We start from the raw sequence: 22,255 nt of genomic DNA on the forward strand, positions 1-22,255 counted from the left end.
ACCTCACGTACGGTTTGATGAGGGGGAACAGGAAAAGGACTTGCCCACTTGTCTGGCTTAGTAAGGTGGAACACCCTGAAACCCGAGGACAAGAAGGGCAAAGTCTAATTCCTGTTTTCTACTCTACAGACAAGCTGCATGGCCTAAACTCCGATGCGTACCAATGCGGTTTCCCGTTTTCTTTTTAAATGATTGTCTCTGCAGAAACTAACCAAGTTCCCATAACTGGGTAATATATGAAAAATTTTCTTAATAAAGGGTTTACAAACACATGAATAGTGGTTATAATTACCGATGGAAGCAAAAATTACCTAACCTGAAAGGAGGCATTACCATGATCAAGTTTTACAACCACTTTCAAAAAACTTCATACAAAAATCATGCATGTTCTGCCTTCAGGGATTGGATTTCTTAACAGATTTTTTTAACATCAGCCATATCCATGCCGCGGGAGAACTGTGCCTGCGGCTTTTTTATGCCTAAATTCCCATACCACTGGGGCACTTTCTTATCAGGAAGGCTTCCAGTGGGAATTGGGGGACCGCAGGGATTATCAATTTCTCTGCGGCTTTTTTTGTGCCCATTTGGATATGAAATGACTATTAGGAGGTGAGACGAATGGTATTAAACATTTTCTTTTTGACAGTGACAATTAAAAAGCGAGTTATGAACCCGGAAGAAATCATGAAACGGGAACGCATTCAGAAAATTACTGAGGAGAACAAGGACCGTCAATTTTCGATGTACCGCCCGTTTTAATTAAAGGTGGTGATACACAATGACCCTTCATATTTTCTTTTTTATCATTACGATTCAGAAAAGGAAATACAGTCCGCGAGAACTAATCAACATGGAACATGTACAGAAAATTACCGAGGAAAATAAAAATCGGATGTTCAGTCTTTACAGGCCATTTTAATACTAATTGACGGAAAGGTGGTAATTTTAGATGGAAAGAGTATTCATATTGCAGAAAAGAAGAGGTTGCCTTTGGATTTTGAAGGATACTGGGTAATTAAAAGGTTCCAAGAGGAGGAACGACTATGCCGATTCATTGTTTTTTCTTACCATTCATCTTTCGGCGGAAGCAAAAGCGATAATGGCGGAAAGGGTCCAACACTGTACGGTATACAAGGTTTATACTATAATAAATATTAAGGTATTAAAAATGGACAGAGCGAGGGATGCTGGTTATGTTCTTAATGGTAATGGTACTCATTCTTACAGGCGCAATTGGCTGTATTATCGCGGCTGAAGTAAGCACAGAGGATTAAAAACACTTTATAAAGGGGCTGCAGAAAATCAGTTTATCTGATTATCTGCAGCCCCTTTTCCCAGGTGCGATTTGGTGAATCAATCAGTTTCGGCGCCGAGGTCTAAACAATAAATAGACAATCAGCAAGACGGCCGCCGCAGCTGCGACCAGCCGGGGAGCAGAAATGTCCCCAAAAATAATTTGGGCGGATGCTGCTGTTACAACAAGTATCAATACTAAAATTAGAACTACTTTTTCAGGCATAACGATCCCCTTCTTCTCTCTCTTATTTCTTTATTTTACCTGTGTGGATTGCCAAAGTCCATTTTGCCAAAATCCATGAAAGTTTTTTCGATAAATAGAAAAATGGGCGAACTTAGTAAAATACGGAAATTTTTAAGGACAGACACTTTCCTTCTTCTTAAAACATAGAAATTAGTTATAAGCTTAGCAGAAAGCGGGGAGAAAGTATGTCCGGTATTCTGACCGCCCTCGGATATTTAGTAAAAGAGTTTCTTTTTCTTGTTTCCTATGTAAAGAATAATGCTTTTCCGCAACCGCTGTCTTCTGCTGATGAAAAAAAATACCTCCAGCTTATGGCTGCCGGTGACTCCAATGCCCGGAATCTCCTCATCGAGCACAATCTTCGCCTTGTCGCCCATATTGTCAAAAAATTCGAGAATACTGGCGAGGATTCCGAAGATTTGATATCTATTGGAACAATTGGGCTTATTAAGGCGATTGAAAGCTATTCAGACGGCAAGGGGACGAAGCTTGCCACATATGCCGCAAGATGTATAGAAAATGAAATTTTAATGCATTTAAGAGCGTTGAAGAAAACCAAAAAAGATGTATCCCTTCATGACCCAATCGGCCAGGACAAAGAAGGAAACGAAATTTCGTTAATAGATGTGCTTAAGTCAGAATCCGAAGACGTAATTGAAACAATCCAATTGAATATGGAGCTTGAAAAAATTAAGCAGTATATTAGTGTCCTTGACCCTAGGGAAAAAGAAGTCATTGTCGGAAGGTTTGGCCTGGATATGCAAAAGGAAAAAACCCAGCGGGAGATCGCGAAGGAGTTAGGTATTTCCAGGAGTTATGTATCCAGGATTGAGAAAAGGGCGCTGATGAAAATGTTCCATGAATTTTACAGGGCCGAAAAGGGAAGGCGGAAAAAGGGAAAGGCAGCCGACACATAAGGTGCCTTTTCCTTTTGTGTTTTAGTCTGGCATCCGGTTTAAATTCCCCGTGAAATGACAATGTCAAATCCTCAAAGAATTTATCATTCGCCCATACAGCCTGCGGATAGGTACATACCCTGTAGTATGGGAAAGGGGTGATATCCATGTATGTTGGCTATCCATATTCGCCTTTTCCGGTTGGTTACCCTTACGGACCGGCAGCCGGCGGGTATGGTTTTGTGTATGCGCTTTTGATCATTCTTTTTATAATCATCCTGATCTTCGGGGGATGGTGGTATTTTTGCGGGAGACCGTGAAACTAAATGGGGCCTGCCATTGTTAGGCCCTTTTCACGTTTCTGAAAATAGAAATTTTCTGATTTTAAACTTATAATGAAAAGGCAGATGAGTAAGCCGTTTCACAATCAGGCAATACAGAACAGGGGGATACATAATGACAGTTTCTGCTTTTTCGGAAGTTTGGGATTTGGATGTTATTTTTCAGGGTGGCAGCCATTCACCGGAATTTGTGGAGCATCTTGATGTAACAAAGCAATTGATTGATTCATTCAGGGCTGAAGTGGAGGAGTGGAATCCAGAAGAAGACGGCGATTTTGCCGGGACACTATTCCACCTCATTTCTTCCTTTGAAAACACGGCGAAAAAAATCCGCCAGGCCGGGGCGTTCCTATCCTGCCTGAAGGCGCAGAACACAGAGGACAAAAAGGCTTTAGAATTTGACTCCACCGTCATCGGCCTTAGCGCTTCTTTCCAAACTGTGCTTTCTTCCTTTGATGGAAAGCTTGCCGCACTCAGCCAGGAACAATGGGACGATGTGCTTAAAAATGAGCAAATAGAAGAATTGGCTTTTATATTGACAGAGCGAAGGGAAAGGACGAAGGAAAAGCTGTCTCAAAAAGAGGAAGCCGTCATCAATTCGCTTGGAATTGATGGCTACCACGGCTGGGGCCAAATGTATGATCTTATTGTCAGCAACATAAAAATACCGTTTACAGAAAACGGAGAGGTAAAGCAATTATCTGTCGGCCAGGCGGCAAATAAGTACTCCAACAGTGATCGGAATGTGCGAAGGGAAGTCTTTATTGAATGGGAAAAAGCCTGGGGAGAACATGCCGATTATTTGGCAAAAGTCCTTAATCACCTCGCAGGGTTCCGTTTAAACGTGTACAAGTTGAGAGGCTGGGATGACTACCTTAAAGAGCCCCTTGATTTGAACAGGATGAAAAAGGAAACTCTTGAAGCGATGTGGAATGCGGTTGAGGAGAATAAACAGCCACTAAAGGAATATTTGGAGCGCCGCGCAAAATTGATGGGAGTCGAAAAGCTTAGCTGGTATGACCTTGATGCCCCGTTTGGAAGCGCGGAGTCAAAGGTTCCTTACCAGGAAGGCGCACAGTTCATACTCGAGCAGTTTGCCCAATTCGGCAATGAATTGACTTCTTTCAGCAAAAAAGCCTTGGAGAACAGTTGGATTGAAGCCGAAGACAGGCCGGGTAAAGCTCCGGGCGGCTTCCATACTTACTTCCCAGAATCAAATCAATCGCGGATTTTTATGACCTATTCCGGGACTTCATCAAATATTTCAACACTTGCCCATGAACTTGGCCACGGGTTCCATACGTATGCGATGAGGGATCTTCATCTATTAAACCGAAATTATGCGATGAACGTGGCGGAAACTGCTTCGACTTTTGCCGAAATGATTGTTTCGGATGCTGCGGTTAAAAAGGCGAAGACAAAGGAAGAAAAACTTGCCCTCCTGGATGAGAAACTGCAAAGGTCAGTCGCTCTCCTCATGAATATCCATGCCCGATTCCTATTTGAAACAATGTTTTATGAGGAGCGGAAGCAAGGGTTTGTCAGTGCTGGCCGGCTGAATGAATTAATGGAGCAGGCGCAGAAAGAAGCTTATCTAGGAGCGCTTGACGAGGTTCATCCATCCTTCTGGGCGTCAAAGCTTCATTTCTTTATAACAGGCGTTCCATTCTACAATTTCCCTTACACTTTTGGGTTTTTGTTCTCAATGGGGATTTATGTGCGAGCCCTTGAGGAAGGAAGCGGATTTGAGGAAAAGTATATCGCTTTATTAAAGGACTCGGCATCCATGCCTGTGGAAGAATTGGCCGAGAAGCATCTTGGTGTGGACCTCACAAAAGTGGATTTTTGGAAAAAAGCGGTGGACCTTTGCACTGAAGATGTAAAAGAGTTCCTCGAGCTGACTGAAACAAACTAATGCACAAAGAAAACCCGGCAGTTTTCGCTGCCGGGTTGGTTGTTGCCTTAAACCTTTTTAAGTTTAAATGGGCTGACCATAAGAAATGCTAAAATCATGACAATAAACAGGAAGCTTTGCGGGGGAATATAGGGAATCGCAAGAAAGCTCAATGTTACAAGGCAGCCGGCCGCTGTAATCGGAAGCCCTGTAAAATATCCGTTGCTTTCGGTAATATTGAACCGCGCGAGACGAAAAGCGCCGCAAGCAATGTAAAATACCGTGAAGAAGGAACCTGGTCCTCCAAATTCAAATAAAATTCCTTGGTATATTAATAGTGCGGGCGCTACCCCGAATGATATAATATCACTCATGGAATCCAATTGTTTCCCCAATTCCGATTCTATATTGAACTTTCTGGCAACCATGCCGTCGAACCGGTCAGCAAGAGCAGCAATAAAAATGAGAAGAAGACTGAGCCTTAAATTTCCATGAAGAGTAAAAATAATTGCAAAACCGCCCAGTGATAAGTTCATCAGCGTCAGGACATTGGCTGTTTGTGTCTTAAGCTTTTTAACCGTCTGGTCTACAACATCTAATAAAAACATTTCCTCACTCCTTTTCGGTGATCCTTATTTGTTTAAAAGGGACCCCGGTATAAAAGAAACAAAGGCTATGGCCAAGGTTCCTGTTCCGACCAACTTTGGAATAAATAGAATCATTATCCTATCTTACTTATATTTTAAGTCTTTTATGACGGTTCGTAAAGAGTATATTTACACTATTTGGAGGTAAGTACATTGTTCAAGCCTTTCTATCGGCTTCTGATCGAGTTAACAAACGGCAGATGGTCTTCCATTCTTCTAAAAAAGTTTGCCCGCTCACCAAGAAGCAAGCGTGTTGTCAACCGCTTTGCCAAAGCCTATCGGTTAAATACAGAAGAAATGGAAACAGAGCTTTCCGGGTTCCCAACCTTGCATGATTTATTCATCCGAAAACTGAAGCCGGGAGCACGCCAGGTTGATCCTGGGGAAAGTTCGGTGGTAAGCCCTGTCGATGCAGTCATTGAAGATGTCGGATATATTACCCCTTTAAGTGAAATGGAAGTGAAAGGGAAAATCTATTCGATTGTTGACATGCTGGGTGATAAAGAAACAGCAAAAAAATATATGGACGGAGTCTACATGATTTTTTACTTAAGCCCAAGCCATTACCATCGAATCCACAGCCCAATCAACGGTAAAGTGGAAAGGCAATGGACACTCGGAAAAAAATCATACCCTGTCAATAAATGGGGCCTTAAATACGGCGCGGATACACTTTCCAAAAACTATAGAATGATTTCTGAAGTACGGACTGACAGCGGAATGGTTGCGATTGTAAAAGTAGGAGCGATGTTTGTCAATTCAATTGAAACGACCCATACAGGCACTGATTTGAAAAAAGGTGAAGAAATAGCCTATTTCAGCTTCGGTTCAACCATTGTCCTGCTTTTTGAAAAAGGCTGTTTTTCTCCGGATCCTGCTATTTCAATTCCCCATCCGATCAAAATGGGCGAGAGAATTGGCGTGTTCCGATAAGATTATGCAGCGGCGCTTAACTGCGCCGCTGTTCATATTAATAGAAGTTATGGGTATAAAAAAGACCCCCTGGGGGGCCTTGTATCAGGAAGATACCCTGACTTTATGGGATAACGACCGGCGCTGGATTTCTTTTTCGATAAGGCGAATAAAATCAGGGCTAAGTTTCAGTTCTCTTGCTTTAAAATACGATTCAATCAGCAAATCATCTGACAGTTTGCGCATGCCAGAATTCACCCCCCTGAAAATTGTTGGTCTAAATTTATTTCGGATGGAATATAAATGTAAGTTCGTGATGTTTATATCACTAATTTAACAAAAAAGATACAGGAGAACAATCGTTCTTATTGTCCACAGCTATCGGTGGATAACCTGTGACTAAGTTGTTTATAATCTAGAAAAAGATGATAGTGGCAAGAAGGATAATGTGAATAAAGTTATCCACAACTTGTAAAAACGCCCTTTTTGTCGAAAATTATTTATTGAAAAACCCGGTTTTATTCAAATTTCTGGGCTGATGGGTAAATGTTATATAGTATAGATACAAGGAAATTGCCGATATTTGTTCGTTTAAGAAATAGGCTTTGTTATAGGCCAATGTTGATTTAAACCTACGTTGATTGTAGCGAAGGGCACCGACTCCTGCGGGATGTAGCGGCAAGGTGGAGACCCCGCAGGCGCTGACGCGCCGAGGAGGCTCCACTGACGCCCCGCGGAAAGCGTGTGCCCGTAGCGGAAATCAACAGCCAAATTTTATAGAGCCATAAATATATGGTTTTTAAATTTCTTTTTGAAACCTTACGCGAAATTGGTTATGATGAAAACATTGCCAACTTTACGAAATGAAAAATGAGGTGTGTACCATGTTGAATCTTTTCCTGCCCTCAGAGCATGTAAAGAGTATTTTTGCGATTACACCTGAACAACTAAAAGAGAAGGGGATTAAAGGGATCATTACTGACCTTGATAATACCCTTGTTGAATGGGACAGGCCAAACGCAACGCCGAAACTGATTGAATGGTTCGATGAAATGAGAAAGAACGATATACTAGTGACGATTGTATCCAACAATAATGAACAAAGAGTTAAATCATTTTCGGATCCATTAGGCATACCGTTTATTTTCCAGGCAAGAAAGCCGATGACAAAGGCTTTCCGGAAAGCGATTAAACAGATGGGTCTTAAGAGAGAAGAAGCTGTCGTCATAGGAGACCAGCTGTTGACAGACGTATTTGGAGGCAATCGGGGCGGATTCCATACGATCCTCGTTGTTCCGGTTGCCAAGACGGATGGCTTTTTCACTAAGTTCAACCGAAAAATAGAAAGAAGAATCCTGAATTTCTTTAGAAAAAAAGGGATGATCAATTGGGAGGATTCACTGTGAATACTGACCATGAAAAAGAAATTTGCATTGGTTGCGGAGTTGCAATCCAGACGGATGAACCAGGGGAACTGGGCTATGCGCCGGCTTCTTCCTTAGAGAAGGAGCAAATCATCTGCCAGCGTTGTTTCAGATTGAAGCATTATAACGAAGTCCAGGATGTCAGCCTCACGGACGATGACTTTCTGAAAATATTGAATCAAATCGGTACGACCGATGCTCTAATCGTAAAAATCGTGGATATTTTTGATTTTAACGGAAGCTGGATTCCCGGGATGCACCGTTTTGCCGGGAAAAATAAAATCCTTCTGGTTGGAAACAAGGTTGATTTACTCCCAAAATCAGTAAAGCAACAAAAGCTAATCAATTGGATGAAGCATGAATCAAGGGATTTGGGACTGCAGGCCGAGGATGTGTTCCTCATCTCAGCAGCAAAAGGAAAGTTCATACGAGAAACAGCGGCAGCCATTGATTCCCACAGGCAAGGGAAGGATGTTTTCGTTGTTGGCTGTACAAACGTAGGGAAATCCACATTTATCAACAGGATTATCAAGGAAGTGGCCGGCGGTCAGGATGTCATTACGACATCGCACTTTCCGGGAACGACACTTGATATCATAAAAATTCCATTGGAAGATGGCAGGTCGCTGATTGATACCCCTGGAATTATCAACCATCACCAGATGGCCCATTATGTAGGGAAACAGGATCTAAAAGTCATAACCCCAAAAAAAGAGATTAAACCAAGGGTTTATCAGTTAAATGAAGCTCAAACCCTTTTCTTCGGAGGGCTGGGAAGGCTTGATTATCTTTCGGGGGGCAGGAGGTCGTTTATCTGCCACTTTTCGAACGAGCTTGATATCCACCGGACGAAAACAGAAAACGCCGATGCATTGTATGAGCGCCAAGCTGGAGAAATCCTCACCCCTCCGAAAAAGGAAGAATTGAAGTCCTTCCCTGAGCTCGTAAAGCAAGAGTTTACGATTAAAGAAGCTAAAACTGATATTGTTTTTTCTGGCCTTGGATGGGTTACAGTGAATGAACCAGGCGCAAAAGTTGCGGCCTACGTTCCGCGTGGCGTGCAGACAATCCTCAGAAAATCGCTTATATAGATTCAGGGGGAGAAACGTTGAAAAAGTTTTTTGGCGTAATTGGGAATCCGATTGCCCAATCCATTTCGCCTCAGATGCACAATAATCTATTTGTTTATTACGGCATTGATGCCCATTACCATCCATTCTTAGTTGAAAGAGGAAAACTATCTGAAGCAGTACAAGGATTAAAGGCGCTTGGCGTGGCTGGTTTTAATGTGACGGTCCCATTTAAAACGGACATCATTCCTTTATTGGACTGGATTGACCCGCTTGCGCTTGAAATCGGCGCTGTAAACACCGTTGTAAACAAAGATGGAATACTTTTAGGCTACAATACAGATGGCCCTGGCTTTCTAAAAAGCCTCGAGGAAGAGCTGACACTCCCGAAACAGCCGGCCATTTTAATCATCGGGGCTGGCGGTGCGGCGCGCGCGATTTTTTTCACGCTTGAAAAAATCGGACCGTCAGCAATTGATCTATGCAACCGAAGCCTGGAAAAAGCGCAGTCCCTTGCCGCTGAAGCAAAATCTCATGTTCCTTCGAATGCATTGACTCTGGATGAAGCCGAGCGCAGGCTAAACGACTACGATCTTATCATCCAAACGACGACAGTTGGCATGTATCCGGAAATTGGCCAGCTTCCTCTTGACCCTGGCGGTATGAATAAACCTTTTTCTGCTGCTGATATTATTTATAATCCATATGAGACAGAATTCCTTAAGCGGTGCCGGCTTCGGGGAGCTAAAACCGTTAATGGCATCGGCATGTTCGTCTATCAAGGAGCACTTGCGTTTGAATTGTGGACAGGTGTTGAACCGGATAGCGAGAGAATGAGGCGAACTGTATTAAATCAACTGGGAGGTGCAACATGTTAACAGGAAAACAAAAAAGATTCCTCCGCTCAAAAGCCCATCACCTTTCACCGATCTTCCAGGTGGGAAAAGGCGGCGTGAATGAAAATATGGTTAAACAGATTTCTGACGCTCTTGAAGCTAGGGAACTGCTGAAGGTCAGTATCCTGCAAAATTTTGACGGGGACAAAAACGAAGCAGCAGAAAAACTAGCGCTTGGAACGAAAGCGGAACTTGTCCAATTAATTGGGAATACGATTGTCCTTTATCGGGAGTCTGTGGAAAACAAGCAAATTAAGCTCCCTTAATGAGCATAATAAGGAGGCGGCTTCGTGAAAAAAATCGGCATTCTGGGGGGAACCTTCAACCCTCCCCATCTAGGCCATTTAATCATCGCCAATGAAGTTTGCCATGCTTTAAATCTGGATGAAGTTTGGTTTTTGCCTAACCAAGAACCCCCTCACAAAAAAAAGGCGGGCGGGGCCAGTGATGAAGATCGTCTAGCCATGCTTGAAAGTGCGATAAAAGGGAATAAGTTGTTTAAGGTAGAAGCCATTGAGCTTGGCCGGGAAGGCCCTTCGTATACGATAGATACGATGAAAATTTTGGTCGACAGAAATCCGGACGCTGAATTTTACTTTATTATTGGCGCGGACATGGTTGAATATCTTTCGAAATGGCGCCAAATTGATGAGCTCCTGAATCTTGTCACTTTTGTAGGGGTACAAAGACCCGGATATGGATTAATAACTACATATCCAGTCCAGATTGTGGATATCCCCGCGATTGATATCTCATCCAGTATGATTCGGGAAAGATTGCATCAAGGCAGGACAGTGAACTATTTACTTTCTGAAGGCGTAATCAGGCAAATCAGGGAGAAGCATTTATATGGAACGTGAGGCAGCTCTGCAAATTGTTAAGGAACAATTAACGGAACATCGCTATATTCATACAGTAGGTGTAATGGAAACAGCCATCACACTCGCAAAAAGGTATGGGGCCAATCCAAAGCAAGCGGAACTGGCAGCAATTTTTCATGACTATGCGAAATTCCGGCCAAAGGAAGACATGAAAAAAATTATTATCGAACAAGGGTATCCCGAGGACTTGCTTGATTACAGCCCCGAACTGTGGCATGCTCCCGCCGGTGCCTATCTGGTGGAACATGAAGCGGGAATAACCGATTCGGAAGTACTTGATGCCATCCGATACCACACATCGGGAAGGCCGAGAATGCGGTTATTGGAAAAAATAATCTATCTGGCTGATTATATTGAGCCAGGGAGAAGTTTTCCCGGAGTGGAAGACACACGTATAATTGCAAAATCCGACCTTGACGGGGCACTGATCCACTCAATAAAAAATACGATTTCGTTTTTGCTTAAAAAGAACCAACCTGTTTACCCGGACACCTTTTTAACTTATAATGACCTCGTTAAAAACAGGAGGACTGATGAATGAGTAACATTGAGTTATTGCAAATAGCGGTTAAAGCCGCAGATGATAAACGGGCGGAAGACATTTTGGCCCTAAATATGAAAGGGATTTCCCTTATAGCCGATTATTTCATGATTTGTCACGGGAATTCCGATAAACAAGTACAGGCAATCGCAAGGGAAATAAAAGAGAAGGCTGCGGAGAATGGATTCGAGGCCAAAAGAATGGAAGGCTTTGATGAAGCGAAATGGGTGCTAATTGATCTTGGCGACGTTGTTGCACATGTTTTCCATCGAGATGAACGTACTTACTACAACCTGGAAAGGCTATGGGGAGACGCGCCATTGGAAGATATCTCGAGTGTCATTCAACAATGAGTTACGGTCACTTTGCCTATTTGTATGACCAATTAATGGAGGATGCTCCGTACGATGATTGGGCTGGTTTTGCTTTGAAAAACTGGCAAAAGCACGGACCAAAAAGCGAGAAATCATTCCTGGATTTAGGCTGTGGAACCGGTGAAATCTCTTTAAGGCTAGCCGATTCAGGTTTTCATGTTACAGGAGTTGACCTTTCTCCGGACATGCTTGCTGTCGCGAGGGAAAAGGCGGATAACACCGGCTCTTCCATTCGGTTTGTTGAGCAGGATATGTCTGAGTTAGAAATGGATGATAAGTATGGCATAATCGGCATTTTTTGCGATTCGCTCAATTATCTGGAGTCGGAGGAACAAGTACGCAAAACTTTCGGAAAAGCCGTAAAGTATCTTGTTCCCGGCGGATTACTTATGTTTGACGTGCATTCAATCGAAAAAGTAGCAAATGGGTTCATCAATCGTTCTTTTTCACTGAACGGTGAAAATGTAGCCTATATATGGGATAGCTTTAGCGGGGAAGATCCAAATAGCGTTGAGCATGAAATCAGCTTTTTTGTGCGGGATGAACAGGATGGCAAATATGACCGCTATGATGAAATTCATTATCAGCGTACCTTTCCCGTTGAAACTTACCGTAGCTGGCTTGAAGAGGTTGGCTTGGAAGTTGTTTCCATCACATCTGATTTTCTTACAATTGAACCCGCCGAGGAGTCAGAACGTGTTTTTTTCGTTGCCAAAAAATCGAAATAATAAATGGCCATTTCTAAAAGAAATGGCCATTATTTTTTTCTTGCTAGCAGGAGATTGATGATCGCTGTCGAATATTGTTTAGGAGCGGTATTGTTTTTCTACGTGTTCAAGATCCTCCTTAAACTTTGCGTGTGTCGCCCGGAATAAATCCCGGAACATGTCGCCTAAGCCGTTTTCAAGCACCTTGATTCCTTCACCAGTTATCCCGCCTTTAACACAAACCTTTTCTTGAAGCGCCGGTAATGTGTAATGCCCTTTCCTTAGGAGTTCACCCATCCCAATTAGCATCCCACTAGCCATATTTGTTGCTCTTTCTTCGTCAATATTCGTTTCATTTACAGCAGCTAAAACAAATTCCTGAAGTAGATAACTGAAAAAAGCGGGCCCGCAGCTGACGATATCAGAAGCTACCCTCACGTATTGCTGTTCAATTTCTATTGGTTCGGATATTTTCCTAATCAATTCGCCCAGTTTCGTTTTCCAATCCGATGAGCATTTTTCCCCATAGGTTACTAACGTCACCCCAGCCAAGGCCCTGTTGGTAATGCTTGGAATCATTCTAATCACCGAGCAGTCTGCGGTTGTTTCCAACTGATCTGTCCGAATAGGGCTTGTGATTGACACAAGACATTTTTCCTCTGCAAGAAAGGAGGCGATTTCCATCAGAACGCCCCGGCTTTCTAATGGCTTAACACACAGGAAAATGATATCTGCAAAATGGGCAACCTCAGCCGCTTTCTCTGCGACATGTATGCCCGGATAAACTTTTTTCAGTGCTTCGGCCTTTGCTAATGTCCGATTAACGGCCATAAGTGAACCTTCTTCAACCGCTCCGCTGTCAAGGAGTGCTTCTGCAAGAATCCGCCCCATATTCCCAGTCCCGATAATCCCGATTTTCATGAAGTTTTTCCCTCCTAGCCAAACGAATACCCACTATAACGTTATGAAGAGAACAAGCAACTTATACCAAAAGGAGAATGCCGATGAAAGCCTGGTTACTGGAAAACAAATATTATGCCGCTGCTGCACTTATTGTTTTGGCCGTTTTTGTTTACTTTTCGCAAAAAGATTCCCTGACGGAACCTCCCGGAGAAAATGAAATTCTTCAGGCTCAAGCTGCCGATCGTGAGAATGAAGGATTGGGGGTGAAAGAGGAAAATGACATACCTGAAATCATCCTCGTAGATGTAAAAGGCGCCGTGAAAAAGCCTGGTGTGTATAAAGGTGAAAAGGAAGAGCGGGTTGTCGATCTCATTCAACGTGCGGGAGGCCTGGCGGAGCATGCGGATGCGAGCCAGGTCAACTTTGCGCAGAGGATTGAAGATGAAATGGTGATTGTCATCCCGCTGCAGGGTGAAGTGGAACCAGCTGCCGTTCCGCTAGCATCCACGGGGGAAAAGGGTGGCGATAAAATTAATATTAATAAAGCGGATGTGGCTGAATTGCAGAATATACCCGGGATTGGCCCGGCAAAAGCCGTGGCTATTATTGACTATCGAGAAAAGAATGGGCCTTTCAAGAATCCAGAGGAATTAAAAGAAGTCAGCGGGATAGGTGAGAAAACTTTTGAAAAACTGGAGGGTGCCATAACTGTCCGTTGACCGTCAAAGAAGGAAGAAGGTAAACTAGAGAAGGCGGAAAGACTATGATGACAACCTATTAGGGGGAGAGAATGTGGAACGAATTTCATGGGATCAGTACTTCATGGCTCAGAGCCATCTGCTTGCCCTTAGGAGCACATGTACGAGGCTAATGGTAGGAGCTACAGTTGTAAGGGATAAAAGGATTATTGCGGGTGGTTATAATGGCTCGATTGCTGGAGGGGAACACTGTACCGACAATGGCTGTTACGTCATTGACCACCATTGTGTCAGGACCATCCACGCTGAAATGAACGCACTTCTTCAATGTGCAAAGTTCGGGGTGCCCACAGAAGGGGCGGATATTTATGTCACCCATTTCCCTTGCCTGCAATGCTCAAAAGCGATTATCCAAGCTGGTATTAAAACAGTATATTACGCAAGTGATTACAAAAACCATCCTTATGCGGCAGAGCTTTTTGAAAAAGCGAATGTAAAAACAGAAAAAGTCGAGCTGGAGCAAACAACGATTGACTTTACTCAAATTATTTCGCCTGCGGGCATCGTACAAGAGTCTAAATAATCATCCTTCACTAGGCATCCCTTTTCATGGGGATGCCGACCTTTAACCTCACAGCCAATAAACAACTTTTAAAAGCTAATATCCCCTTACTTGGAGGTATGTATGAAAGGAAAGCTGATCCTCCTGGCTCCTCCTGCCCTGTTGGGCACTATGCTGCCACTTCACGGTCCTCATACCATCATCGCTTTATTTTTTCCCTATCTAGTCCTCTTAAGTAAATACAAAAAGTTTTCATTTAAACAAATTCTTTTTGTATGCGCTTTATTTCTTGTCTTTGCTTTAACCGGGAAGCATTCCGTTGAGAACAATAAAACTTCTTTCTTTGGAAACGAGCGGAATTTCTCCCTTGTTTTTAATGAAGGAGCGGCAATTGACGGCGACCGGTTCAAAGCCATTGCAAAAGACCTTAGGACAGGGGAAAAAATTGCAGTCACCTATAAAGTTGCGAGTGAACATGAAAAGGAGAACCTGCAAAAGGCTAATTTTTTTGGTAGGCTGTGTGGTGTAAACGGGAGCATGAAACAACCGGCGTCTGCTAAAAATCCTGGTGGTTTTGATTACAATCTTTATTTGAAGGAACATCAAATTCACTGGATATTAACATTGGATACAGCTCCCTTAGGCAATTGCAGCGTCCGAAATGCAAGTATGGTTGAAAAACTTCGTATGATCCGCCAGGAAGGAATATCTCATATTACTGCTCAGTATCCATCAGAATCGGCCTCACTCGTTTCGGCGCTTATTTTCGGTGAGCAAACCCTTATTTCTGAAGATGTCATGGCCGCCTATAAGAAAATCGGAATCACCCATTTGCTAGCCATTTCTGGCATGCAGGTCACCGTCCTAGCAGGCTTGGTTTTCTTGCTGGGTGTACGGTTAGGAGTAACAAGAGAAAGAATGTCCATTTTGCTGTTGGCTGTCCTGCCTGCTTATGCGGTTATTGCTGGTGCCTCTCCGTCCGTCATCAGGTCTGTTCTAATGGCGGGAATCCTGCTGCTTACAGCCTTTAGATCCTCTTTCATCAGTCCTGCAGGTGCCCTGTCCCTGTCTTTCATGGCTTTTATCCTTATTGATCCTTATTCACTTTATGATCCGGGCTTTCAGTTGTCATATCTCGTTACGTTCTCACTTCTATTTTCGTCGGGAGCATTAAGAAATAAAAACTATGTCGGTTTAGAGATGTTGGCTGTGACAGCCCTCATCTCACAACTGGCTGCTTTGCCGATCCTACTTCTTCATTTTTTCGAATTGCCTCTAATCAGCATTGCGGCAAACATCATATTTATTCCCATTTACTCATTTATTTTAATGCCCGCAGTTTATCTGCTTTATCCTTTCTCTTTTGTTAAAGGATTGGCAGGTTTTGCGGGGGGAGTTTTAAACGGTGCCGTGATGCTGTCGGATAGGCTAGCTTTGTTCCTCGCAAAAATTCCATTACAAATGAATCCTGGAAAACAGACAGTAGCTATATTAGTTTTCTATACAGCGTCAGTTTTTTATTCATTCATAGCATGGGAAAGAGCCAAAACACAAAAAGTTGCGTATTTGGCTTTAATGCTTCCGTTTTTGCTGTTAATGATTCAGGAAGCCGGGGAGCTTGTTTCGAATCGGGCAGGAGAGGTGACGGTGATCGATGTCGGCCAGGGGGACAGTATTTTCATTTCCCTTCCGAATGGCAACGGAAACTACCTAATAGATACAGGTGGGAGCGTTGATTTTGCAAAAAAAGAATGGCAACGCCTCCGAAAGCCATATGATCCGGGAAGAGATACCGTTATTCCTTTCTTGAAGGCAAAAGGAATTGTGAAATTGAACAAACTGATCTTGACTCATGGTGACGAAGACCATATCGGCGGGGCGGCCGCTATAATGGAAAATATAAAAATTGACGAAATTCTATTACCCGCCTATAAGGAAAAATCGGAAGGCGAGGAGGAAATCATTAATTTGGCAGATAGGATAGGGATAAATATTAAGGAAGTGGCAAGGGGGGACGTCTGGAAGGCAGGGAATAGTACATTTTATGTTCTATCTCCAATACGGGACTATACGGGGGACAGAAACGGGGGGTCAATTGTTATTTATTCCGAATTTTCCGGGAACGGATGGCTTTTTACCGGCGACCTTCCGGAAGATGCCGAGAAAGAGCTTGTCCGCTTATATCCAGCAATGAAGGTGGATGTGCTAAAAGCCGGACACCACGGAAGCAAAACCTCTTCTTCGGCGTATTTCCTAAAGCATTACAAGCCGGCTGTCGCGTTGATTTCTGCAGGGGAGAATAACAGGTTTGGCCATCCCCACAAAGAAACAGTTGAGCGGCTTGATGAGGCTCGGGCGAAAATTTATAGGACGGATTTGCATGGGGCAATTACTTACTCTTTTAAAGGGAAATCCGGAACCTTTTCTACATTTTTGCCATACACTGGAGCATTGAATGAAAAGAAAAAGGCAAAATAAAAAGGCCGCGGCGGGCGGCCCTAAAGAAGGCATCCATTAAGATCCGAGTGCATGGATGACTGTCGCGATAATGAACATTGTTGCGAAAAATCCAAAAGACACAATAAAGCCTACCCCTGAGTCAATTGCATCGTTTCGTTTGTCCCGGACATTTTGTTCAAATTCGTTCACAAGCTACCCCTCCCTATTTTCCATAATAGTATAAGCGATACATTTAAAAAAATCCAGTTTTGCCGCCCTTCTTGCTTTTTGACAGGAGTTAACACCAATAGTTTATTTGTCTGGAGCGAAACCTAAAAGTAATAAGGCATTCCGCCGGCAAGATGAGGCCCGGGACTGATCAGGCCGGCGTTCATATAAAATGGGAATCGGGCAGAGAAAACCGGTTCCCCTTTGAATGCTTGTAAAATCGGACAGGCTTCTTTAGGATATAGATATAACAAATTAGTAACGAATTAGGGTTTGGGGAGATAAGAATATATGGCTATCGAGCTGTGGAAACAAATAAAAAACAAGCAATTTTCACCAGTTTATTTATTGTACGGAACGGAATCTTTCCTGATGAAGGAAACCGGCCAGCTATTGCTGGAAAATGTTCTTGGCGATGAAAGGGATTTTAATTTCTCGACATACGATTTAGAAGAAACGCCAATAGAAGCTGCTCTCGAGGATGCGGAAACCTTTCCGTTTATGGGGGATAACAAGGTTATTTTTATCCGAAATCCATTCTTTTTGACGTCGGAGAAACAGAAGGATAAGGTCATCCATAATCTATCTAGGCTCGAAACTTATTTGAATAAGCCAGCACCATATTCCATTGTCGTTTTTTTTGCTCCTTATGAAAAGCTCGATGAACGGAAAAAAATTACAAAGGAACTGAAGCGGCGCGCGAATGTGGCCGAGATGAAAAAGCTCTCAGAATCGGATTTGAAATCCTGGGTGGATGGCCGTGCCAGAAAAAGAGGGATCGAGCTTGACAGGGGAGCGGTGGAGACAGTTATTGCACTCGCGGGTACAAATCTGTTCATGCTCTCAAATGAGTTGGACAAGCTGGCACTATATGCAGGAGAAGGAGGAAGGGTGGATGCGCAAACAGCTGAATTGCTTATACCTAAATCACTGGAGCAAAATATTTTCAGTTTGACAGACAAAGTGGTTCAGAAGAAGCCTGCCGAAGCTCTCCGTATTTATTACGACTTGTTGAAACAAAATGAAGAGCCAATTAAAATCCTCGCTTTGCTGGCAGGCCAATTTCGCCTGATATACCAAATTAAAGAGCTGAGCCGGAAAGGTTATGGGCAGCAGCAAATAGCGGCTATAATAAAGGCTCATCCATACAGGGTTAAAATGGCCGCAGGGCTGGCATCGAAATTTTCAGACGGCGAGCTAGCAAGCCTGATTGGACAAATCGCCGAAGCGGACTACCAAATGAAAACCGGTGGAGCCGACAAATCTCTACTTGTGGAAATGTTTCTGATGAAGCTCGGCAAAACATCGTAATCAATTAAAAGTAAGTTATGAAGGTAAAAAAAGCCTGCTTCCGAATGGGAGCAGGCTTACCTCTTATAGAGCGTTAATTTTCTTCGCTAGGCGGGATTTTTTGCGGGCTGCAGCATTTTTATGGATAAGGCCTTTTGTAACAGCTTTATCAAGCTTGCTTACAGCTTCAACAAAAACTTCTTTCGCGGCAGCTGCATCGTTCACTGTTACAGCAGCTTCAGCTTTTTTAACAGCAGTACGCATCGAAGATTTCACAGCTGTATTTTGAGCGTTTTTAGCTTCGTTTGTTTTCACACGCTTAATTGCAGATTTAATGTTTGGCATTCCATTCACCTCCTAAAAAAAAGAACCGAGACACTTCTATGAACTCGAGTTTCACTTCCATAAACATAAATAGGAACAAAAGATATTTTATCAAACGCTTGCCCATAATGCAATACTCCACTCGTAAATTGTGTAAAACTGTTTCCCTTGACAGCCTGAATGGCCCAGCTCGTTTTGGGAAAAGATAGGGAATAGTTTTGCCATTGGATTAAGCAAAGGAATGGGAGGTAATTGAAAATGGATAATGAACTTGATTTGAGTCAGTACGCTGTTAGGACAGATTTAGCTGTCGAAGCTAGGGAAATGGCAATAGCAGGAAGGCAGAGTACTATAGGGCAGGAACAAAATGTGTCCCAGATTGAAGGAGTTATTATCAAGGAAAAAGAAGTTGACGGCATGAAGGTTTCGCTTGTTGAAGTAACGGATGCAGGAGAAGAGGCATTAGGTAAAAAAGCAGGCCGGTACTTAACGATTGAAGTTGCCGGCATTCGGCAGCAGGATACTGAGCTGCAGCAAAAAGTGGGGAATGTTTTTGCGAGGGAATTTGCAGGCTTCCTTGAAAGCGCCGGAATTGGAAAGGAGGAATCCTGTCTTGTAGTCGGGCTTGGGAACTGGAATGTAACGCCAGATGCGCTTGGCCCAATCGTTTGTGAAAACTTGCTTGTCACTAGGCATTTATTTAATCTGCAGCCGGAAAGCGTCAAAGAAGGCTACCGATCCGTAAGTGCCCTTGCACCAGGGGTCATGGGTCTGACCGGGATTGAAACGAGTGATATCATCTTTGGGGTCGTAGAAGAAACGAAACCTGGTTTTGTCATTGCCATAGATGCCTTAGCGTCGAGGTCAATTGAAAGGGTTAACGCAACTATTCAGATTTCCGATACGGGCATCCATCCCGGGTCTGGAGTAGGAAATAAGCGGAAGGAACTGAGCAAAGACACACTCGGTATTCCAGTTATTGCAGTAGGAGTCCCGACCGTCGTAGACGCTGTTTCGATTACAAGTGATGCGATCGATTTTGTCTTGAAGCATTTCGGAAAGGAATTAAAAGAAGGTGGGCGGCCGGCAAGGTCCCTTGTCCCCGCCGGGCTGACTTTTGGCAAAAAAAGAGTGCTGAGCGAAGAAGATCTTCCAGATGAGGAACAGCGAAAAACTTTTCTTGGCATCGTCGGAACCCTGGAAGAAGAGGAGAAACGCCAACTCATCCATGAAGTCCTGGCCCCGCTTGGCCACAACCTCATGGTCACCCCAAAAGAAGTCGACGTTTTCATAGAAGACATGGCCAACCTAATCGCAAACGGACTCAACGCATCCCTCCACACCAACATCGACAAAGACAACGCCGGCTATTACACGCGATGAGGCAGGGGACGGTTCCACTGCCTCACTATTTACGATAAGAACCTGATTTGTTGTTATGCAGAACCCGGATGGGTGACAACAAGCGCTCGAAAACTGGTTTCGTTGTCACTCAAAGCCGGATGCGTGACAACAAATTCTCGAAACCCGGTTTTGTTGTCACTCAAAGCCCGGTTGCGTGACAACAAATTCTCGAAAACTGGTTTCGTTGTCACTCAAAGTCCGGATGGGTGACAACAAGCGCTCGAAACCCGGTTTCGTTTTCCCACACAACCCGGATGCGTGACAACAAATTCTCGAAAACTGGTTTCGTTGTCACTCAAAGTCCGGATGCGTGACAACAAATGCTCTGAAACCGGATAAGTTGTCACTCAAAGCCCGGATGCGTGACAACAAATTCTCTGAAACCGGATAAGTTGTCACTCAAAGCCCGGATGCGTGACAACAAATTCTCGAAACCCGGTTTCGTTGTCACTCAAAACCCGGATTCATGACAACAAGTGCTCGAAATCCGGATAAGTTGTCACTCAAACCCAGGATGAGTGAAAGTCACCGGTTCATTCCTCTTTGATTCAGTACAAAAATAACCTAAGAAAATTAAAGTTCTACCATCTCTAGCGAACTCATATGATTTACTAGAACAACGGCCAACTTCCGCTTGTTCATGAGTGTCCAGGGAGGTGGAACGATGAAAAAAAGGGTAAATACCGCACTGATTCTATCAGGGACAAGCCTGGTGAAGGCTGCAGCGCTCATGGCGCTTTTAGTAATATGCACGTTTTCGGTCAGCGGCCTTCTCGGTTCCGTCAAACCGGGCAATAGCATTACTTCGTTACCATTAAACCAATCGTCCGAAAAAATGAGGGGAGAGCTTCTCTATCAATTTATCGGTTGGGAGAATCACTATTTCACCGAATTGAACGGAAAGGGAGCAAGCCCGAAGCTCACCAACCTGTTTCTCGGCTTGTTTGCAAACATTAATCTTGATGATCCAAGGAGTCTGTTAGGAAGGGAACTTCCGGGATTCTACCTATTCGATAGTAGAATAGTCGTAGCCGGTGAAGGAACCAATTATACCAATATGCCAATAGAATCCGCCCCGCCACTCGAGATCATGTTGGCTGAACGGGAGGCCGCCCTCCAAAACCTGAATGATATCCCCGCTCCCGAGGACAATAACGGAGCACCGCCGGTTAGATGGAAAGAAGGAGTCTTTATTTATTTTTCGCATAACAGGGAATCTTACCTTCCATATTTAAAAGGAGAGACTGACCCTAACCGTGCGTATCATTCAAAAATTAATGTGACACAATTAGGGGACCAATTAAAGAAAAGCCTCGAAGCAAGAGGGATTGGAACGCATGTGGACAAAACAGATATTAATAAAAACTTAGTGAACAAAGGATTGAAATTCGGAAACTCTTATATGGAATCAAGAAATGTCGTCAAGGAGGCCATGGCAAGAAACAAAGAACTTCTATATTTCATTGATGTCCATCGGGATGCGCATAGAAAGAAAGATACTACAAAAGTTATTAACGGAAAAAGTTACGCAAAACTGGCTTTCGTCATTGGCGGAGAAAATCCACATTACCAACAAAATCTTAAGTTAGCCAAAGAAATCCATCGGCTTCTTGAGAAAAATTACCCAGGCTTGAGCAGGGGCATTATGTTAAAAGAGGGTGCAGGCACTAACGGTAAATTCAACCAGGACTTATCAGGAAACGCCATATTGGTGGAATTTGGAGGCGTTGACAATACCTTTGAGGAGCTGAACCGTTCAGCTGATGCGCTGGCAGACGTATTTGCCGACTATTTCTGGCAGGCGGAAAGTGTCGAGAATCCAATCAGCCAGCCAACCGATAAAAAATAGGAGGAGGTGCTGGCCTTGAAACTTTTTATGCTGAAAAGCCTGCTGCTTGCATCTATCATGTTTGCATTGGCGCTTGGCGGAATGCAAGTGGCAAATGACGGGATCAGCCGTATGAGGGGGTATGATGATCCCGGTTTCGAGGAAGCAGTCTCTTTGAATAAAACGCAAAATGGCGAGCTGCAGGTCTCCATCATGGGCGGTGAGCTGAATAAAAGCACAATGGAAGAAAAGAAAAAGGAAATAGAAAAAACGCAGGTGTTTAACTTGTTTTCATCAATGGGCAAGGCATTGGCAAATATGATTTCCGGAGCGGCCCGGGGAATCCTCGATCTTTTGCGAAATTAATCCTGGCTACTGTAACCAAAATCCGGCTCCCAGCCGGATTTTTGTTTTAGCTGTCTTGTCTTAAGCCAGTCACCGCTGAACGAGCCGCTT

Annotated in this window: 28 protein-coding genes and 1 pseudogene; 22 read left to right on the forward strand and 7 right to left on the reverse strand. The window is 43.6% G+C overall.

What is annotated here, in order from left to right; genetic code table 11:
* From D1B31_RS24710 to D1B31_RS08450, 3 genes are all read left to right on the forward strand, one after another.
* Positions 1–188: hypothetical protein (locus tag D1B31_RS24710; RefSeq protein ID WP_204563005.1), on the forward strand; the 188-nt coding region annotated here is incomplete at its 5' end.
* 430 nt (positions 189–618) lie between these two features.
* Entirely contained in the window at positions 619–759 is a 141-nt protein-coding gene (locus D1B31_RS08445) for a YrzI family small protein (RefSeq protein ID WP_118920344.1), read from the forward strand.
* 19 nt (positions 760–778) lie between these two features.
* Positions 779–919: a YrzI family small protein gene (locus D1B31_RS08450; RefSeq protein WP_118920345.1), complete on the forward strand. Its 141-nt coding sequence runs from the start codon at positions 779–781 to the stop codon at positions 917–919.
* Positions 920–1,357: 438 nt separating this feature from the next.
* Here D1B31_RS08450 and D1B31_RS24195 read toward each other — a convergent pair whose 3' ends face one another.
* Positions 1,358–1,519: a hypothetical protein gene (locus D1B31_RS24195; protein ID WP_158587499.1), complete on the reverse strand. Its 162-nt coding sequence runs from the start codon at positions 1,517–1,519 to the stop codon at positions 1,358–1,360.
* Between the two features lie 206 nt (positions 1,520–1,725).
* On the opposite strand from D1B31_RS24195, the gene sigK reads away from it, so the two are divergent.
* The 3 genes from sigK (at position 1,726) to D1B31_RS08460 (ending at position 4,692) form a co-directional block, all read left to right on the forward strand.
* Positions 1,726–2,457 carry an RNA polymerase sporulation sigma factor SigK gene (gene sigK / locus D1B31_RS08455; protein WP_118920346.1) on the forward strand — a complete coding sequence of 244 codons (732 nt, stop codon included), beginning with the start codon at positions 1,726–1,728 and terminating at the stop codon, positions 2,455–2,457.
* Between the two features lie 146 nt (positions 2,458–2,603).
* Positions 2,604–2,756, forward strand: a complete 153-nt coding sequence (locus D1B31_RS24610; RefSeq protein WP_192894758.1) for a hypothetical protein — start codon at positions 2,604–2,606, stop codon at positions 2,754–2,756.
* A 136-nt stretch (positions 2,757–2,892) separates the two neighbouring features.
* A complete protein-coding gene (locus D1B31_RS08460) occupies positions 2,893–4,692 on the forward strand; it encodes a M3 family oligoendopeptidase (protein WP_118920347.1) in 1,800 nt (599 codons plus the stop codon).
* Positions 4,693–4,739: 47 nt separating this feature from the next.
* Here the strand turns inward: D1B31_RS08460 and pssA are convergent, their stop codons facing one another.
* Positions 4,740–5,279: a CDP-diacylglycerol--serine O-phosphatidyltransferase gene (gene pssA, locus D1B31_RS08465; protein WP_118920348.1), complete on the reverse strand. Its 540-nt coding sequence runs from the start codon at positions 5,277–5,279 to the stop codon at positions 4,740–4,742.
* A gap of 192 nt (positions 5,280–5,471) precedes the next feature.
* Here pssA and D1B31_RS08470 point away from each other — a divergent pair, with 192 nt between their 5' ends.
* Complete coding sequence (locus tag D1B31_RS08470; protein WP_118920349.1) at positions 5,472–6,251, forward strand: phosphatidylserine decarboxylase; 780 nt, start codon at positions 5,472–5,474, stop codon at positions 6,249–6,251.
* Positions 6,252–6,335: 84 nt separating this feature from the next.
* On the opposite strand, the gene D1B31_RS08475 is transcribed toward D1B31_RS08470, so the two are convergent.
* Positions 6,336–6,476, reverse strand: a complete 141-nt coding sequence (locus D1B31_RS08475; protein ID WP_118920350.1) for a sporulation histidine kinase inhibitor Sda — start codon at positions 6,474–6,476, stop codon at positions 6,336–6,338.
* Between the two features lie 638 nt (positions 6,477–7,114).
* On the opposite strand from D1B31_RS08475, the gene D1B31_RS08480 reads away from it, so the two are divergent.
* The 8 genes from D1B31_RS08480 to D1B31_RS08515 are packed head-to-tail and all read left to right on the forward strand — an operon-like array spanning position 7,115 to position 12,144.
* On the forward strand, positions 7,115–7,636 hold the full coding sequence (locus D1B31_RS08480) for a YqeG family HAD IIIA-type phosphatase (RefSeq protein ID WP_118920351.1): 522 nt from the start codon (positions 7,115–7,117) through the stop codon (positions 7,634–7,636).
* A complete protein-coding gene (yqeH, locus tag D1B31_RS08485; RefSeq protein ID WP_118920352.1) occupies positions 7,633–8,745 on the forward strand; it encodes a ribosome biogenesis GTPase YqeH in 1,113 nt (370 codons plus the stop codon). Before D1B31_RS08480 ends, yqeH begins: the two co-directional genes overlap by 4 nt.
* A gap of 17 nt (positions 8,746–8,762) precedes the next feature.
* Complete coding sequence (gene aroE, locus D1B31_RS08490) at positions 8,763–9,602, forward strand: shikimate dehydrogenase (RefSeq protein ID WP_118920353.1); 840 nt, start codon at positions 8,763–8,765, stop codon at positions 9,600–9,602.
* Entirely contained in the window at positions 9,596–9,886 is a 291-nt protein-coding gene (yhbY, locus tag D1B31_RS08495; protein ID WP_118920354.1) for a ribosome assembly RNA-binding protein YhbY, read from the forward strand. The genes aroE and yhbY overlap by 7 nt, the downstream gene beginning before the upstream one ends.
* A 24-nt stretch (positions 9,887–9,910) precedes the next feature.
* On the forward strand, positions 9,911–10,480 hold the full coding sequence (locus D1B31_RS08500) for a nicotinate-nucleotide adenylyltransferase (protein WP_118920355.1): 570 nt from the start codon (positions 9,911–9,913) through the stop codon (positions 10,478–10,480).
* Entirely contained in the window at positions 10,470–11,042 is a 573-nt protein-coding gene (gene yqeK, locus D1B31_RS08505; RefSeq protein WP_118920356.1) for a bis(5'-nucleosyl)-tetraphosphatase (symmetrical) YqeK, read from the forward strand. The genes D1B31_RS08500 and yqeK overlap by 11 nt, the downstream gene beginning before the upstream one ends.
* On the forward strand, positions 11,039–11,395 hold the full coding sequence (gene rsfS / locus D1B31_RS08510; protein WP_118920357.1) for a ribosome silencing factor: 357 nt from the start codon (positions 11,039–11,041) through the stop codon (positions 11,393–11,395). The genes yqeK and rsfS overlap by 4 nt, the downstream gene beginning before the upstream one ends.
* Positions 11,392–12,144 carry a class I SAM-dependent DNA methyltransferase gene (locus D1B31_RS08515; protein WP_118920358.1) on the forward strand — a complete coding sequence of 251 codons (753 nt, stop codon included), beginning with the start codon at positions 11,392–11,394 and terminating at the stop codon, positions 12,142–12,144. Before rsfS ends, D1B31_RS08515 begins: the two co-directional genes overlap by 4 nt.
* Before the next feature lie 78 nt (positions 12,145–12,222).
* On the opposite strand, the gene comER is transcribed toward D1B31_RS08515, so the two are convergent.
* Positions 12,223–13,044 (reverse strand): late competence protein ComER, encoded by an 822-nt coding sequence (comER, locus tag D1B31_RS08520; protein ID WP_118920359.1) that lies wholly within the window; start codon positions 13,042–13,044, stop codon positions 12,223–12,225.
* Positions 13,045–13,127: 83 nt separating this feature from the next.
* On the opposite strand from comER, the gene D1B31_RS08525 reads away from it, so the two are divergent.
* The 3 genes and pseudogenes from D1B31_RS08525 (at position 13,128) to D1B31_RS08535 (ending at position 16,764) form a co-directional block, all read left to right on the forward strand.
* Positions 13,128–13,745 (forward strand): helix-hairpin-helix domain-containing protein, encoded by a 618-nt coding sequence (locus tag D1B31_RS08525; RefSeq protein WP_118920360.1) that lies wholly within the window; start codon positions 13,128–13,130, stop codon positions 13,743–13,745.
* A gap of 73 nt (positions 13,746–13,818) precedes the next feature.
* Positions 13,819–14,259 (forward strand): annotated as a pseudogene (locus D1B31_RS08530) (ComE operon protein 2); the annotation flags it as partial.
* Between the two features lie 150 nt (positions 14,260–14,409).
* Positions 14,410–16,764, forward strand: a complete 2,355-nt coding sequence (locus D1B31_RS08535) for a DNA internalization-related competence protein ComEC/Rec2 (protein WP_118920362.1) — start codon at positions 14,410–14,412, stop codon at positions 16,762–16,764.
* A gap of 36 nt (positions 16,765–16,800) precedes the next feature.
* Here D1B31_RS08535 and D1B31_RS08540 read toward each other — a convergent pair whose 3' ends face one another.
* The gene (locus tag D1B31_RS08540; RefSeq protein ID WP_118920363.1) at positions 16,801–16,935 is read right to left on the reverse strand and encodes a YqzM family protein; all 135 of its coding nucleotides are present in this window, start codon (positions 16,933–16,935) and stop codon (positions 16,801–16,803) included.
* 309 nt (positions 16,936–17,244) lie between these two features.
* On the opposite strand from D1B31_RS08540, the gene holA reads away from it, so the two are divergent.
* Positions 17,245–18,264: a DNA polymerase III subunit delta gene (gene holA / locus D1B31_RS08545; protein WP_118920364.1), complete on the forward strand. Its 1,020-nt coding sequence runs from the start codon at positions 17,245–17,247 to the stop codon at positions 18,262–18,264.
* A 63-nt stretch (positions 18,265–18,327) separates the two neighbouring features.
* Here holA and rpsT read toward each other — a convergent pair whose 3' ends face one another.
* On the reverse strand, positions 18,328–18,588 hold the full coding sequence (gene rpsT, locus D1B31_RS08550) for a 30S ribosomal protein S20 (RefSeq protein ID WP_118920365.1): 261 nt from the start codon (positions 18,586–18,588) through the stop codon (positions 18,328–18,330).
* A gap of 237 nt (positions 18,589–18,825) precedes the next feature.
* Between rpsT and gpr the strand changes: the two genes are divergently transcribed.
* The gene (gene gpr / locus D1B31_RS08555) at positions 18,826–19,950 is read left to right on the forward strand and encodes a GPR endopeptidase (RefSeq protein ID WP_118920366.1); all 1,125 of its coding nucleotides are present in this window, start codon (positions 18,826–18,828) and stop codon (positions 19,948–19,950) included.
* A 53-nt stretch (positions 19,951–20,003) separates the two neighbouring features.
* On the opposite strand, the gene D1B31_RS24200 is transcribed toward gpr, so the two are convergent.
* A complete protein-coding gene (locus D1B31_RS24200) occupies positions 20,004–20,162 on the reverse strand; it encodes a hypothetical protein (RefSeq protein ID WP_158587500.1) in 159 nt (52 codons plus the stop codon).
* Positions 20,163–20,635: 473 nt separating this feature from the next.
* Between D1B31_RS24200 and spoIIP the strand changes: the two genes are divergently transcribed.
* Positions 20,636–21,820 carry a stage II sporulation protein P gene (gene spoIIP, locus D1B31_RS08560; protein ID WP_118920367.1) on the forward strand — a complete coding sequence of 395 codons (1,185 nt, stop codon included), beginning with the start codon at positions 20,636–20,638 and terminating at the stop codon, positions 21,818–21,820.
* A 15-nt stretch (positions 21,821–21,835) separates the two neighbouring features.
* Positions 21,836–22,165, forward strand: a complete 330-nt coding sequence (locus D1B31_RS08565; protein ID WP_118920368.1) for a DUF3679 domain-containing protein — start codon at positions 21,836–21,838, stop codon at positions 22,163–22,165.
* Positions 22,166–22,255 lie beyond the last annotated feature (90 nt).

This window comes from Neobacillus notoginsengisoli (assembly GCF_003515685.1).
Taxonomy (GTDB): Bacteria; Bacillota; Bacilli; order Bacillales; family Cytobacillaceae; genus Bacillus_D; species Bacillus_D notoginsengisoli.

What these genes read in the sequence shown, in the direction of transcription:
- D1B31_RS08445 (WP_118920344.1), top strand. Translation starts at nt 619, where the DNA reads ATGGTATTAAACATTTTCTTTTTGACAGTGACAATTAAAAAGCGAGTT.
- D1B31_RS08450 (WP_118920345.1), top strand. Translation starts at nt 779, where the DNA reads ATGACCCTTCATATTTTCTTTTTTATCATTACGATTCAGAAAAGGAAA.
- D1B31_RS24195 (WP_158587499.1), bottom strand. Translation starts at nt 1,519, where the DNA reads ATGCCTGAAAAAGTAGTTCTAATTTTAGTATTGATACTTGTTGTAACA.
- sigK (WP_118920346.1), top strand. Translation starts at nt 1,726, where the DNA reads ATGTCCGGTATTCTGACCGCCCTCGGATATTTAGTAAAAGAGTTTCTT.
- D1B31_RS24610 (WP_192894758.1), top strand. Translation starts at nt 2,604, where the DNA reads ATGTATGTTGGCTATCCATATTCGCCTTTTCCGGTTGGTTACCCTTAC.
- D1B31_RS08460 (WP_118920347.1), top strand. Translation starts at nt 2,893, where the DNA reads ATGACAGTTTCTGCTTTTTCGGAAGTTTGGGATTTGGATGTTATTTTT.
- pssA (WP_118920348.1), bottom strand. Translation starts at nt 5,279, where the DNA reads ATGTTTTTATTAGATGTTGTAGACCAGACGGTTAAAAAGCTTAAGACA.
- D1B31_RS08475 (WP_118920350.1), bottom strand. Translation starts at nt 6,476, where the DNA reads ATGCGCAAACTGTCAGATGATTTGCTGATTGAATCGTATTTTAAAGCA.
- D1B31_RS08480 (WP_118920351.1), top strand. Translation starts at nt 7,115, where the DNA reads ATGTTGAATCTTTTCCTGCCCTCAGAGCATGTAAAGAGTATTTTTGCG.
- yhbY (WP_118920354.1), top strand. Translation starts at nt 9,596, where the DNA reads ATGTTAACAGGAAAACAAAAAAGATTCCTCCGCTCAAAAGCCCATCAC.
- yqeK (WP_118920356.1), top strand. Translation starts at nt 10,470, where the DNA reads ATGGAACGTGAGGCAGCTCTGCAAATTGTTAAGGAACAATTAACGGAA.
- rsfS (WP_118920357.1), top strand. Translation starts at nt 11,039, where the DNA reads ATGAGTAACATTGAGTTATTGCAAATAGCGGTTAAAGCCGCAGATGAT.
- D1B31_RS08515 (WP_118920358.1), top strand. Translation starts at nt 11,392, where the DNA reads ATGAGTTACGGTCACTTTGCCTATTTGTATGACCAATTAATGGAGGAT.
- comER (WP_118920359.1), bottom strand. Translation starts at nt 13,044, where the DNA reads ATGAAAATCGGGATTATCGGGACTGGGAATATGGGGCGGATTCTTGCA.
- D1B31_RS08525 (WP_118920360.1), top strand. Translation starts at nt 13,128, where the DNA reads ATGAAAGCCTGGTTACTGGAAAACAAATATTATGCCGCTGCTGCACTT.
- D1B31_RS08535 (WP_118920362.1), top strand. Translation starts at nt 14,410, where the DNA reads ATGAAAGGAAAGCTGATCCTCCTGGCTCCTCCTGCCCTGTTGGGCACT.
- holA (WP_118920364.1), top strand. Translation starts at nt 17,245, where the DNA reads ATGGCTATCGAGCTGTGGAAACAAATAAAAAACAAGCAATTTTCACCA.
- rpsT (WP_118920365.1), bottom strand. Translation starts at nt 18,588, where the DNA reads ATGCCAAACATTAAATCTGCAATTAAGCGTGTGAAAACAAACGAAGCT.
- gpr (WP_118920366.1), top strand. Translation starts at nt 18,826, where the DNA reads ATGGATAATGAACTTGATTTGAGTCAGTACGCTGTTAGGACAGATTTA.
- spoIIP (WP_118920367.1), top strand. Translation starts at nt 20,636, where the DNA reads ATGAAAAAAAGGGTAAATACCGCACTGATTCTATCAGGGACAAGCCTG.